A 13865-nucleotide genomic window follows, 5' to 3' on the forward strand; every position below is an offset into this window, starting at 1 on the left:
AAGAAGTTGGACAGACTGGAAAGAAGCCTGCCTGATCCAAGAAAAAACCCTGCCACTTCAAAGATCAAGTGACAGGGGTTTTTCAAGTATTGCCTAGGAATTGATCAATTACCGTTCGAAACGTTCGATTTAAAAGCAGACGAATTGCATTTTCCTCTCCGAACTCAAATTGATCCATTTGTTCGGGACTTTCAATGATTGCGGCACTAATCGAACTGAGTAATTCAAGCAGTTCGTTCGAGGTCTCTTCCGGTGCGACAAGGACAAGAAGCCTTTCGACGGATTGCAACTGTTGATCCATCCCGAGTAAGTCGATTGGTTCAGGCAATTCAAAAATGAGAAATCCTCCTCTTTGAATTGTCGCATCACGTCCGTGGAATAAAGCAAGCCGTGTTCCTGGAATACCAAGACCCGACATCTCATGACGACGCAACAATTGCGCCGAGAGTGAAACAGCTGATTTTGCTAATCCTTGATCGACCATTCGTGTGCTGATCTCAAATAATAACGATTCAATCCCATCGTCCACACGCTCCAACCGTTCCATTTGAAATCCGTTCGACACTTGTATCGACGATGCAACGAGCCGATGCAATTGCTCGAGATCGAGCCATTCTGTTTTCGTCTGCCGTGGTTCTGGTTGGAAGGATTTTGGTAAGGCAAGAATCAATTTTCGGATCCGTTCGACCTCATCCTGAGGGAGCAACGGGTTGACAAGAAGATGTGGTGGGCGGATGTCAGGCAACGGAACGGTCGATAAAACGAAGTCATACGATTCAATCGGTAACCGTTCAATGCCAAACAGCGACGAGTTATCGATATGTTCGAGTTCAGTAAATTCTTGCCGTAACCGATTCATCAATAACTTTGAAGAGCCGAGTCCAGCAGAGCAGACGACTAAAACGCGATATGGTAGTTTAGGTGTCGGTTTGCTGAGAACAGCCCCGAAATGCATGACCCAAAATGCTAAATCCACGTCTTCAAATGTCGCATCTGTGAAGATCGACAGCGCTGCTTGTTTGACCGCATCGAACAGACGTGGATATTCCCGTTCAATTTGTTTGATGACATAGGACGGATTGACGCTATTTTGACGCGTATAGGATTGTATATGCGACACGAGCCCTCGCTCCAAAGCATAATCTTTCGTAAAGTTCGTTCCATATAATAAAGAGACGTGTTCAATCAATCGTTTCACACGGAGGCGTGTGACGAGTTCTTCCGTATCTCCTGCGTCCGATTGAAAAAACGCGCGCAACTCTTCTGATAACCATTGACGTTCGGCAATCGACAATGTGTCAGGTAATCGCTCTTCGACGCGTTCCACCCATTTGAGAATTTCGACTGGGTACGCTTTTAACTCGTAACGCATCGGAAACTGATCTTTGCGCAACGCTTGTAAAGCTAAGCTGAGTGTGGCACGCATGATTTGTCGGTCATTGAGACGTCCTTCTTTCGTCAACGGTGCAATGACTGCATACGCTTGATTGATCATCTCAAGCCATGATGTTCGGTTCATTTGTAACAGATGGGGTAACTGATCGACATCTCCTTGCAACAACCGATAGAAAGCAAGAACATCCCATTGTGTAAAGATCAATGAGATCAATAAGCGTCGTTTGTTGATCTCTTCGCCGATGACTTCGGCACCAATGCCTTTTTTGCGCTTGATTTCAAGGTCATATTGCATAAACCACTCATCAATCCGCTCTAAATCCTGGCTGATCGTACTCGGTGCCACGTACATCGCATGGGCGATCGCCTGTAATTTGACCATCCCGTCTTCTTGCAGTAGCCGATACGCTAACTCGACTTGGCGATCCTCAGCAGTCGGTAATTGTTTGTGTGATAACAATAATTGGTCCCGTAGTACGTGTTTGGCTTCATCCGTTCCCTCAATCAACAGACCTCTACCGCGGACATATGTCAAACGTAACTCATGGTCTTCTAAAGACTGGGCAAGACGATCCCGTTCACGCTGAATCGTTCGTTCCGATGTCTCGAGCGTTTCCGCGATTTCTTGTATTTGAACAGGTTCCTCACGTGATAAGAGGAAAAATAAGATATCGTGTTCCCGTGGTGTGAATTCAGTCATGTAGCCTCACTCTTTTCCGCCAAGATTCGAGGATGACGTCATATGCAGTCGGATCCAGAATCCGATCGACTGGATGAACAGAACAATACGCTTTCCAGACGTGTCGATGGATAAGTTGTGCTTCTCCGACGATAAAAGATGCCTGATCAGGAAGATCTACGATTCGACATGTCTTGACGTCTGTCGTAATCCCACATTCAAGTAAGCGTTTTCTAAAAATCGTAGCCGCTATGACACTACTTGCCATTCCACTCTCGCATACGAAATAGATGATTTCTGGATTCATCCGTCATTCCTCCCCTTCATTTTATAAGAATATCAGAAATAGTTTCGGGGTTTTACCTTGAAACAAAATCAATAGTTATTTTTGAACTGGCAGATTTCCTTGCCAAACACAAAAAAGCCTGGATTTCTGAAGATGCCAGAAAATCCAGACTGCGTGATTTAGCCAGTTTGTTGCATTGTTCTTAAATATTGACCGACGGCTTCCGCCACTTCACGACCTTCTCGAATTGCCCAGACAATGAGCGATTGACCACGTCGTGCGTCACCTGCGGCAAATACACCTGAACGGTTCGTCGCATAACGAATCGTCTTGATTTTTCCGCGTTCCGATGCAACCGCTAAATGCTCGAGTATACTCTCTTCCACACCGCTGAATCCGATAGCGATCCAGACTTGATCGACCGGGAAGTAACGATCGCTCCCTTCGATTTCCTCAAAGATCACCGCACCCGATTCATTTTTTGTTTTCGTCGTCTGAATCGTCCAGACACCGGTGACTTGACCCGATTCACTTGTCGTGAATCGCTTGATGGCGATCAAGTATTCACGGGGATCTCGACCGAATTGTTGGAATGCTTCCGCATATCCATAATCGATCGAATAAAGCAAAGGTGTATCCGGCCACATGTTTCCTGTTGCACGTGTCGTACCTGGTTGTTCATGCTTGCCGAATTGGACGACGGAGCGGCAGCGTTGACGGAGCGCCGTCGCTACACAGTCCGCTCCTGTATCGCCGCCACCAATGACAAGAATATCCTTATCTCTCGCATCGTGATCAGGAGACAACGGTTCTTTCGAGAGCACGTGGCGTGTCACTCCAGTCAGATAATCCATCGCATAACCGACTCCTTGCGTTGGTGCTTCTGTCAATTTTCGTGGTTCCGTCGCACCGACACACAAGATTACAGCATCATACTCTGCTTCAAGTGTCTCGAGCGTGATATCTGCGCCGATCGTAACATTCGTCCGAAAGTGGATTCCTTCTGCTTCAAGCAAATCAACACGACGCTGTACGACCTCTTTATCGAGTTTCATCGCTGGTATACCGTATGTCAAAAGCCCGCCGACACGGTCCTCTCGTTCAAAGACGGTGACCTGGTGCCCTGCTTGATTCAGCTGATCAGCAGCTGCAAGACCGGCAGGACCAGATCCGACGATGGCAATAGAATGCGACGAACGTATCATTGGAATTCGAGGCACGACCCATCCTTTTTCAAACCCGATATCAATGATCAATCGTTCAATATCCTTGATTGCAACTGCAGGTTCATGAATTGATAACGTACACGATCCTTCGCACGGCGCTGGGCAGACGCGACCCGTGAATTCAGGAAAATTGTTCGTCTCAAGCAGTCGATCGAGGGCCTCTTGAAAACGTCCTTCTTCTACAAGTAAATTCCATTCTGGAATTAAGTTATAGACTGGACAACCGATCTTCACTTGATCAAATACTTCCCCTACATGGCAAAACGGGGTGCCACAATCCATACATCGACTTGCTTGTTGACTCGCTTCCGCTTCCGTCAAAGCCGTCTTGTATTCACTAAAATCCCCCACCCGTTCGCTTGGGTGTCGTTCCGCTCCGCTTGAACGAGCAACTGTCATGAATTGATCGCGTCGTTTCATCGTACTCCTCCTGTTCTTCGACCAAGATGTGTCTCGAATGCGAGTAACATCGCTTCTTCAGTGTTATGTCCTTGTTTTGCGAAATCAGCCATCAATGTTGTCACTTTCTCGTACGTCGATGGAATGACGCGGATGAACGAATGGATGACATGATCCCAGTTCGCTAGAATCGCATCGCCCTGCTCACTTCCGGTCCGTTCGACGTGCCGCTCGATGAACGTCTTCAGTCGCGTGATCTCTTCGGCATGCGTGACGGGTCCAGTCGAGACGAGTTCGCGGTTGACACGTTGTAAAAATTGTTCGGGATTACGCGGTAAGACATAAGCGACACCGCCTGACATACCGGCTGCAAAGTTTTTTCCGATATCGCCAAGGACAACGACAGATCCACCGGTCATATACTCGAGTCCATGATTGCCGATTCCTTCGACGACGGCGACGGCTCCACTGTTTCGAACCGCAAATCGCTCACCTGCCTGACCGTTGACATAAAGTTCTCCACTTGTCGCTCCGTAAAGTGCGACATTACCGATGATCGATTGATCGGACGAGACGAACGAAATCGAACGTGGAGGATGAACGGCGATGATACCCCCGGACAACCCTTTCCCTACATAATCATTCGCTTCTCCCGTGACATCAAGCGTCATCCCACGTGGGAGATACGCACCTAAACTTTGCCCAGCAGATCCCTGCAGTTCAAGTTTCAATCGATCCGTCGGAAGACCAAGTGCCCCAAATCGTCTGGTCAGCATCGCACCGGTCTGCGTGCCAATCGCACGGTCTGTATTTTGAATCGTTAAACGTAGTGTCTGTGGTTGACTGAAATCTGCCGACTCTAAATACGGTGCGACTTCACGGGCGTCAAAGGAACGCTCGACGTGATGCTGTTGTTGTTCAGCCGGACCGTGTGACACATGAACGAGGAGACGAGAGAAATCAAGACTTTTCGCCTTCCAATGCGTTCGTTGTCGTTCCGATGGTTCGAGTAAATCCGTACGCCCTACGAGATCTTGCAACCGTCTCACACCGAGCTTTGCTAAATGTTCTCGTACTTCCTCAGCGATAAATGTCATGAAATGGACGACGTCATCGGCAGATCCGGTAAATTTCTTGCGGAGCTCTGGATCCTGTGTCGCGACACCAACAGGACACGTATCGAGATGACAAGCACGCATCATGATACAGCCGACAGCGATAAGTGGTGCTGTCGCAAACCCATATTCATTCGCTCCGAGCATTGCTGCGAGGATGACATCACGACCGGTCAATAGCTTTCCGTCCGTCTCGAGAACGACACGCTCGCGTAACCCGTTTAATGTCAACGTTTGATGTGTTTCAGCAAGACCAAGTTCCCATGGCAGTCCGGCATGTTGAATACTCGTCTTAGGTGAGGCGCCCGTTCCGCCGTCATGACCACTGATGACGATAACATCTGCTAACCCCTTCGCAACGCCAGCAGCAATCGTTCCAACGCCTCCTTTGGCGACGAGTTTGACGCTAATCCGGGCTTGATCGTTGGCACGTTTTAAGTCATGAATCAACTGGGCTAAATCTTCAATTGAATAGATATCATGGTGTGGAGGTGGTGAGATCAATCCAACACCCGGTGTCGATGCACGCACCCGTGCGATCCACGGATAGACTTTTTCACCAGGCAATTGACCACCTTCTCCGGGCTTCGCACCTTGTGCCACCTTGATTTGTAATTCATCGGCATGTACCAGATAATGACTCGTCACTCCAAAACGACCAGAGGCGATTTGTTTGATTCGGCTCATCCGGAAGTCACCATTTTCATCCCGTTCGTATCGTTCTTCTTCCTCCCCACCTTCACCACTGTTACTCTTTCCGCCTAAGCGGTTCATCGCGATCGCAAGCGTCTCGTGCGCTTCTTTTGATAACGAGCCATATGACATCGCACCCGTCTTGAAGTATTTGACGATTTCGCTGACAGGCTCAACTTCTTCGATTGGGATCGCCGTCGTCTCCTTGAACGTCAACAGATGTCGTAGCACCGTTGCCGGTTCCTCCTGAATGCGTTGAGCGTACTTTTGATAGAGCCGGTAATCATTCGTACGGCATGCGTGTTGCAATAAATGAATCGTTGCTGGGTTAAAGGCATGATGTTCTCCCGCTTGACGGTACCGGAAGACACTACCGGACTCTAAATGAATCCGTTCATCTGCAACCTGTTGTGCTCGTCGGACTTCTTCTTCCATCAGTTCAAGCGTCATCCCGCTCAATTGAGAGACCGTACCAGTGAAGTGCTCATCGATGACGGAGCGATCGATTCCGACTGCTTCAAAGATTTGCGCACCACGGTAGCTGAAGACCGTCGAAATGCCCATCTTCGACATGACTTTGACGACGCCTTCGGTGACTGCTTTTTGGTAACGTTTGTCTACATCCGTAAAACGATCCCCTACCGCTTCTTCAAGCGTCGCATATGCCAGGTACGGATAAATCGCATCCGCACCATATCCGAGCAACGTCGCGACATGGTGGACTTCACGAATCTCTCCACCTTCAACGATCAAGCTGAGATTTGTACGTAATCCCTTACGGATCAGCGCATGATGAATCGCACTCGTCACTAAGAGGATTGGCATCGGCAATGTGCCGGGGCGTACGAGACGATCCGATAATGTCAATAATTCATACCCGTTTCGTGCAGCGGTCACAGCCTCATCAACGATCATGTCGAGCGCTTCTGCAAGCGAGTCGGTGAACGTCGTCGAAATCGTTTTTTGCTTAAGTCCACTTTGTTTAAGCGCATGGGCTTCATCTGGTCGCAGGATCGGCGTCTCTAAGCGAACACGACGACAGTTCGCACGGTTCGGCGTCAGCAGCTCCCCTTGTCGACCAAGCCATGTTAGCGTCGAGGTGACGATCTCTTCGCGTAACGCATCGATCGGTGGATTCGTGACTTGTGCGAATAGCTGTTTGAAATAACGGAACAAGGATTGAGGACGTTCACTTAAGACCGCTAGCGGTATGTCCGTTCCCATCGCGCCTAACGGATCCTTTTGTTCTTCGACGAGTGGAATCAAGTATTGATCGATTTCTTCACGCGTGTATCCAAAATGCCGTTGTTTCGTTCCAATTTCAATGAGTGTTTCCTTGAAGTCGTTACTTGAGAGGGAAACGACTTCTTGAGCGAGCCACTCCGCGTAAGGGTGACGTGTCGCTAACTCCCGCTTGATCTCTTCATCTGCGATTAACTGACCGGACGCAAAATCGAGTAAAAGGAGTTCACCCGGTGCTAATCGTTTTTTGTACAAAATGTCTTGTTCACGAAGAGGGAGTACTCCTGCTTCTGACGACAACATGAAGTGACCATCGCGTAACAATACATATCGCGCCGGGCGCAAACCATTTCGGTCAAGCGTCGCACCAATCTGTTTTCCGTTCGTGAAGACGATGGCAGACGGACCATCCCACGGTTCCATCATGCTACTGTGATACTCATAGTACGCGCGCTTCGCCGGTCTGATTTCGGCATGTTCGAATGGTTCCGGCACGAGCATCAGTGCTGTCTCAGCGAGAGAAAGACCTGACAGATGAAGAAACTCAAACGCATTATCAAGCATTGATGAGTCGCTACCTGTCTCATCCAATATCGGTAACACTTCCTCTGCCCGATTACCGTACGTCGTCTCAGCAAGTCGACGTTCTCGACCGCGCATTGCCCGAATGTTTCCTTGCAACGTATTGATTTCGCCATTGTGAATCAAATAACGGTTTGGATGGGCACGTTTCCAACTTGGGAACGTGTTCGTACTAAAACGTGAATGTACAATACCAAAGCCTGACTGATAGCGTTCGTCTCGTAAATCATCAAAGTACGCACGTAGTTGATCCGTCGTCACGAGTCCTTTATACACGATTGTTTCACTCGAGCTACTCAAGACGTATTGTTCGAGACCAAGTTGCTCCGATTCACGTTCAAACGCTCGTCGAATCAAAAAAAGTGTTCGTTCAAATGTCAATCCTTCCATCGCCTGTGCACCAATGAAGCATTGACGAATGACTGGCTCCGTACGACGTGCACCTGATCCAAGCACTTCGGACCGAACAGGTACGGTCCGCCACCCTAATACGTCTTGTCCTTCTGTCAAAATGATTGACTCTAACGTTCGTTCGAGTCGCATCCGTTCCCGTTCCTCACGTGGCAAGAACATCATGAAAACGCCATAATCCCCTTTTTTAGGGAAGGAAATGTGCCGAACCGTTTCACGAAACAACCGATCTGGTAATTGCGTTAAAATACCCGCCCCGTCTCCAGTCTTCGCATCACTCCCTTGTCCACCACGGTGTTCCATTTGACAAAGCATGGCCAATGCATGTTCAACGATTTCATGACTCGCTCGTCCTGTTTGATGTGCGTAAACCCCGATCCCACACGCATCATGTTCCATACGAGGGTCGTATAAGCCCTGCTGTTCAGGGTATTTATGAAATGTCATAGTAGCACTCTCCTTGCCTTCTTAATTTTCTGTATATTCAGTTAAGTTATACTTTACACCCTTTTATGTTTATTCGCTACTATGCATAATCACCATCTTGTCCACCCTCAGGAGGTAGAATTACCATATATCAACATTGATAACGCTTACATACACTTGGATATTCATTCAATATTTTTTTTAATTAAATCCAACACTTTATGCGCGTATTGCTTTGCCCGAACATGTGATTCCGTGGTATTTTTAAGTAGGAACAGCGTTACTGATTACGGAAATAAAGAGAGGAATAATACGATGAAAAAAACAATGCAATGGACGGGACTCTTGATTGCAGGAAGCTCGATTCTATTAAGCGCATGCGGTCAACAAGACGAGAAAGCAACCGCATACGATAAAATCCAAAAAGAAGGCACAATCGTCGTCGCAACAGCAGGTACACTTTACCCGACGTCCTATCATGATGAAAAAAGTAATAAATTGACGGGGTTTGACGTTGAAGTCGTCAAAGAAGTAGCCAAACGGCTTGATTTGAAAGTAAAGTTCAAAGAGATGTCTTTCGACGGTATGTTGACAAGCGTTAATACAGGTCAGGTTGACCTTGCGGCTAACGACATTACGATCACCGATGACCGTAAAGAAAAATTCGCTTTCTCAAAACCATATAAATATACGTATGGTACGGCAATCGTCCGTAAAAGTGATTTGTCAGGCATCAAGTCTCTAGAAGATCTAAAAGGAAAAAAAGCTGCCGGAGAAGCAACAACGACATATATGCAGATTGCTAAAAAATACGGTGCAAAAGAAGTCACTTACGATAATGCGACGAACGATCAATATCTACGAGATGTCTCAAATGGTCGCACAGACGTCATCTTGAATGATTATTACTTGCAAACACTGGCTGTCGATTTCTTCAAAGACTTCGATATCACGATTCATCCGGACATCGCCTATAACCCGAGCCAAGTCGGTTTAATCATGGATTTAGACAATAAAGAACTTCAATCCAACATTAACGAACAACTCGATAAAATGAAGGAAGACGGTACATTAAAAGACATTTCGAAGCAATTTTATGCCGGAAAGAATGTTTCCCAAATGCCTGACGTCAAAACGACGATTGTCGATGTGAACTAATGATGTCATCGATTGATTGGCGGTCCGTCTTCAATCCTGAATTGGCGGTTGATTCGTTTCCATATATTTTAAGTGGACTTGGACAAACATTATGGATTTCTTTGCTCAGCATGGCGATTGGTCTTGGAATTGGGTTAATTCTTGCGCTTTGTCGTCTCTCTCATTTTCGAGTATTGCGTATTGGAGCGAGCGCCTACATCTCATTTATGCGTGGTGTACCCATCCTTGTGCTATTGTTCATGTTGTATTTCGGGCTGCCAGTCATCAATATTCAACTGAACGCGTTGACTGCTGCGATTACTGGTTTTAGTTTAAATAGTGCGGCATACATGGCAGAAATCATTCGTTCTTCCTTACTCTCGATTGATCGTGGGCAGGAAGAGGCAGCGGCGTCCCTCGGTTTATCTAGGTATCGGACGTTTGTTGGCATCATTTTGCCGCAAGCGATTCGAATTGCCATCCCACCGCTTTCGAACGTCTTGCTAGATCTTGTTAAAGCTTCGTCGCTTGCTGCCATGATTACTGTCCCTGAAATTTTTCAAAAGGCAAAAATCGTTGGTGGGCGTGAATTCGACTATATGACCGTCTATTTTGTCGTTGCGTTCATTTACTGGGGTATATGTTCATGTATCGCAGTCATCCAAGAGATTCTCGAGCGTCGTTTTGCCCGGTATCTCTGATTTATTATCTCCTATATGGTAATACAAACAGGCGATGGACATGATCCTTCGCCTGTTTGTATTTTCAATTGTTTGATATCTGTTTAGCCTTCTCGATACATCGCTAAAAAATGTTCTAATTGTTGCGGCTGTAGCGGTCGATAGAATAGATATCCTTGCAACGTATGACACCCCATCTGTTCGAGCAATGTTGCCTCTTCTTCAAGTTCGATTCCTTCTGCTACGATTGTCATATTTAATCGTTTTCCTAACTGAATGATCGTCTCGATCATTGCTCGTTTCCTTTCAGAATGAATCGCTTCTTGAACGATTTCTTTTGGAATTTTTAATTGATCGAACGGTAGTTCCACGAGTGGTTGCATGGATGAGAATCCAGTTCCAAAATCATCAAGAGCGATTCGAATGCCATACAAATGGAGTGCGTTTAATGTTTCGATAATTTGCTCGGTTCCTTCGATAAAGATATGTTCTGTCATCTCGATTTCAAGTAGGGATGGAGGAAAACCTGTTTGCTTTAATATAGTGAGCACTCGATTCGTAAAATCAGCTTGTCGTAATTCCCACGGTGAAACATTAACCGAAATCGTCAGAGGTTCCTTCCCTTCCTCCAACCAAGCTTTTCCTTGAAGACAGGCTTGACGCATGACCCATCGCCCTAATGTCTCAATAAATCGTGTTCTTTCCGCGAGTGGAATGAACTCAACTGGTGGAACAAGACCGTATTCCGGATGATTCCAACGAATTAAAGCCTCTACACCTGTAATTTGACGCGTTCTCGCATTGACTTGAGGTTGAAATAAAATAAAGAAGTCTCGATCCAATTCTGCATCATATAAATCGCGCGTTAACTGGAGTGCTCGCTTCCGTTCATTTTGTGTTGCTAAGTCTGTGATCGCATACGTGTTCTTTCGATTTGCTTTGGCTGTAAATAATGCAATCTCCGCGTCATTGATGACATGGTCCGTCGATTCATCATTAATATAGGAAACACCAATACTCGCAGTAACATTGATTTGCTTAAAGTCAATTTGTACACGTTCTGATACACTTGATAAAATATCGTCACAGAGGACTCGTGCATCATGATGATAAGGCGCATGAAGTAAAAAAGCACTACCGCTCGCTTTCGCAATCGTACAATCTGAAAAACGATTCATCAATCGTCGACCAATGATGTGTAATGAACGGTCACCAGTTCGGTAACCGAATGCATCATTTACTGTTTTAAAATCATCCAAATCCACGAGACAAATCATATCGCCATCTTGTTTTTTCTTATCTACTTCAATGACAAACGAAGAGCGGTTTGGTAAACCTGTCACGGGATCCGTAAATGCTTGTTCCTGTAAACGGGCTAAGTATTCAATATTTCGTTCAAGACGGGTAACATATTGATTATGGATCAGTAAACTAATTATCGTCGTAATCAAGATAAGTCCAATACGCGCGATGTGATCGGATACAAACATCGAAGTGTTTTCAAGTGATGGAGTTTGATACCAAATATAAAGAAGAGAAACCGTCGTGATGCTTGTTGCGTACAGTAGCATCGTTCGGTTGATGACGACTAAGGAAGCTAATATGAATAGAAGGGCACATGCCCAAACTGTCTGGACTCCCCTACCGATGAATGGATGATAAATATATGGAATCAATAAAAAAACGCTAGACATCATATGTGGCTTTAGTCGGTCTGATAATGTACTTTTACCGATGAAGTATTGAACACTCCCAGCACTCGCAATGACAAGTGCACGTATCCAATCTTCCCCTTTCAAACCATAACTACTAAATGTATTGGCAACGATATATAAAACGGCACCACAACTCGTCAAAATAAAAATGATCATCCCGAACAATTGATAATTTGCCCGAATTTCTCGATGATATTGCTGACTATTGGAAGAACGTCGCTGTGCATTCATCGCCATCCCCTCTTTCAAGTTCCTGTCGTTTATTTTCCTTATCAGAACCAAAATAAAACTTGAATTTTCTAAAAATAATAAAATAATGGGAAGTCATGATTTTAAGTAAAATGGGAATAGATAGGTATAGAAAGGAGCGATCACTATGTCTCATTTACTATTCATCGAAGCAAACGATAGCACGCATCAAAAAAAAGGCATTAGTTCTGAATTAAACGATGCCTTTCTGAATGCTTATCGTGAAAATCATCCTGAGGACAAAATTACGGTTTTGAATTTATTCGAGGAACGTCTTCCCTTCTTTGATCTAAAACTTGCGAACGCGGCAGGGCGGCTATTTAAAGGGGAAGAATTAACTGGAGATGATGCAACTCATGCACAACGGCTTCAAGAATATTTAAACGGATTCTTAGATGCCGATAAAGTTGTCTTTTCATTTCCGATGTGGAACTTAACGGTTCCGGCACCGCTTCACAATTACATGGATTATCTCGCCCAGGCTGGTCAAACGTTTCGTTATACAGCCGAAGGTTCGATCGGACTTGTTGAAGACAAACAAGTGCTGTTGATTCATTCACGCGGTGGTGATTACTCGACAAAAGAGAAAGCCCCAAGTGAACACGCGGTTCGCTATATGTTGGACTTGTTAGCATTCTTTGGGATCAATGATGTATCAACTGTCATTTTAGAAGGACATCAGCAATACCCAGATCGTGCATCTGAATTGATCGAACAAGCGCTTCAAGAGTGCCGACAATTCGGTCGTTCGTTTTAAATTGGGAATAGAACATACTCTGCATATTCTTCCAGAAGACGTTTTTCATGAATCGGCATATCAAATGCACAAAATAAGGAATAGGCCATCGTAAAATCACGCTGGATATCTGAGAGATCACCATTTAATTGCTGCTTAAAGTATCCACTTTGAAAGTAAAAGTGACCTAAGAAATGACCGTCTTCCAACTGAAGACTCTCCTGAATACCTTGTTCGGTGATTTTTAGACCGGCAAGGTATTTTTTTTGCAGTGAAAGCTGTTGTCCATAGTTATATAAAATCTTGATTCGAACTTTTTTTAATTCGATCGTTTCGTATTTTGCTTGAATCAAATTCTGAAAAAGATCATCCGCTAATTCAAAGTCACCGTGTTCGACATACAGATTCGCCATCCCCATCTGAATCCGTAGATACAAGGTAGCTGATTCAAACCAGAGTTGTTCTTTATTTAGTAACCGTTCGAGCGATTGAACAGCTTTTAAGTAATGAATTTGACCACTTCTTTCCTGCACGATGACTTGATAATATCTTGCTAAATTACGTACCTGTTCATATTCAGTTGTAGACAGTACGTGTTCGCTCAATTTCAGAGCATCTACATATTGATTAGTACGTAACAAGTCCGCTAATTGTTCATCATATGATTGAAAGACATCACTTCGTAAATGATCTTGAAACAACATCGATAATGGTACTTTCAGCCGTTTTGCCACTTGTTGGAGTAAATCAATGGTAGGTGAATTTTTACCGTTTTCGACTTTACTAATTTCAGCTTGGCTACAGATGCCTTCACATAATTCTGCTTGTGTGATCTTTTTTTCTTTTCGAAGTCGCTTGATTTCATAGCCAATGGAGACGGGTAAATGATTCAAA

The 13865-nt window shown here is 45.3% G+C and carries 9 protein-coding genes; 3 read left to right on the forward strand and 6 right to left on the reverse strand.

What is annotated here, in order from left to right:
• Nucleotides 1-82 precede the first annotated feature (82 nt).
• The 4 genes from B3S86_RS07410 to gltB form a co-directional block, all read right to left on the reverse strand.
• A complete protein-coding gene (locus B3S86_RS07410; RefSeq protein ID WP_290751044.1) occupies nucleotides 83-2095 on the reverse strand; it encodes a BglG family transcription antiterminator in 2013 nt (670 codons plus the stop codon).
• Entirely contained in the window at nucleotides 2088-2381 is a 294-nt protein-coding gene (locus tag B3S86_RS07415; protein ID WP_290751047.1) for a hypothetical protein, read from the reverse strand. Before B3S86_RS07415 ends, B3S86_RS07410 begins: the two co-directional genes overlap by 8 nt.
• A gap of 158 nt (nucleotides 2382-2539) precedes the next feature.
• The gene (locus B3S86_RS07420; protein WP_290751051.1) at nucleotides 2540-4006 is read right to left on the reverse strand and encodes a glutamate synthase subunit beta; all 1467 of its coding nucleotides are present in this window, start codon (nucleotides 4004-4006) and stop codon (nucleotides 2540-2542) included.
• A complete protein-coding gene (gene gltB / locus B3S86_RS07425; RefSeq protein ID WP_290751055.1) occupies nucleotides 4003-8475 on the reverse strand; it encodes a glutamate synthase large subunit in 4473 nt (1490 codons plus the stop codon). Before gltB ends, B3S86_RS07420 begins: the two co-directional genes overlap by 4 nt.
• Nucleotides 8476-8769: 294 nt before the next feature.
• Here gltB and B3S86_RS07430 point away from each other — a divergent pair, with 294 nt between their 5' ends.
• Nucleotides 8770-9612, forward strand: coding sequence for a transporter substrate-binding domain-containing protein (locus B3S86_RS07430; RefSeq protein WP_035407369.1), 843 nt, complete (start codon nucleotides 8770-8772; stop codon nucleotides 9610-9612).
• Nucleotides 9612-10292: an amino acid ABC transporter permease gene (locus tag B3S86_RS07435; protein ID WP_035407367.1), complete on the forward strand. Its 681-nt coding sequence runs from the start codon at nucleotides 9612-9614 to the stop codon at nucleotides 10290-10292. Before B3S86_RS07430 ends, B3S86_RS07435 begins: the two co-directional genes overlap by 1 nt.
• An 83-nt stretch (nucleotides 10293-10375) precedes the next feature.
• Here B3S86_RS07435 and B3S86_RS07440 read toward each other — a convergent pair whose 3' ends face one another.
• A complete protein-coding gene (locus B3S86_RS07440; protein ID WP_290751060.1) occupies nucleotides 10376-12217 on the reverse strand; it encodes a putative bifunctional diguanylate cyclase/phosphodiesterase in 1842 nt (613 codons plus the stop codon).
• Between the two features lie 145 nt (nucleotides 12218-12362).
• On the opposite strand from B3S86_RS07440, the gene B3S86_RS07445 reads away from it, so the two are divergent.
• Nucleotides 12363-12992: an FMN-dependent NADH-azoreductase gene (locus B3S86_RS07445; protein WP_056062089.1), complete on the forward strand. Its 630-nt coding sequence runs from the start codon at nucleotides 12363-12365 to the stop codon at nucleotides 12990-12992.
• Here B3S86_RS07445 and B3S86_RS07450 read toward each other — a convergent pair.
• A complete protein-coding gene (locus B3S86_RS07450; protein ID WP_290751066.1) occupies nucleotides 12989-13864 on the reverse strand; it encodes a helix-turn-helix domain-containing protein in 876 nt (291 codons plus the stop codon). The two genes, B3S86_RS07445 and B3S86_RS07450, sit on opposite strands and share 4 nt — an antisense overlap.
• Nucleotide 13865: the final 1 nt, after the last annotated feature.

This window comes from Exiguobacterium sp. UBA3968 (assembly GCF_002385115.1).
Taxonomy (GTDB): domain Bacteria; phylum Bacillota; class Bacilli; order Exiguobacteriales; family Exiguobacteriaceae; genus Exiguobacterium_A.

What these genes read in the sequence shown, in the direction of transcription:
- B3S86_RS07440 (WP_290751060.1), bottom strand. Translation starts at nt 12,217, where the DNA reads ATGAATGCACAGCGACGTTCTTCCAATAGTCAGCAATATCATCGAGAA.
- B3S86_RS07410 (WP_290751044.1), bottom strand. Translation starts at nt 2,095, where the DNA reads ATGACTGAATTCACACCACGGGAACACGATATCTTATTTTTCCTCTTA.
- B3S86_RS07430 (WP_035407369.1), top strand. Translation starts at nt 8,770, where the DNA reads ATGAAAAAAACAATGCAATGGACGGGACTCTTGATTGCAGGAAGCTCG.
- B3S86_RS07415 (WP_290751047.1), bottom strand. Translation starts at nt 2,381, where the DNA reads ATGAATCCAGAAATCATCTATTTCGTATGCGAGAGTGGAATGGCAAGT.
- B3S86_RS07435 (WP_035407367.1), top strand. Translation starts at nt 9,612, where the DNA reads ATGATGTCATCGATTGATTGGCGGTCCGTCTTCAATCCTGAATTGGCG.
- gltB (WP_290751055.1), bottom strand. Translation starts at nt 8,475, where the DNA reads ATGACATTTCATAAATACCCTGAACAGCAGGGCTTATACGACCCTCGT.
- B3S86_RS07420 (WP_290751051.1), bottom strand. Translation starts at nt 4,006, where the DNA reads ATGAAACGACGCGATCAATTCATGACAGTTGCTCGTTCAAGCGGAGCG.
- B3S86_RS07445 (WP_056062089.1), top strand. Translation starts at nt 12,363, where the DNA reads ATGTCTCATTTACTATTCATCGAAGCAAACGATAGCACGCATCAAAAA.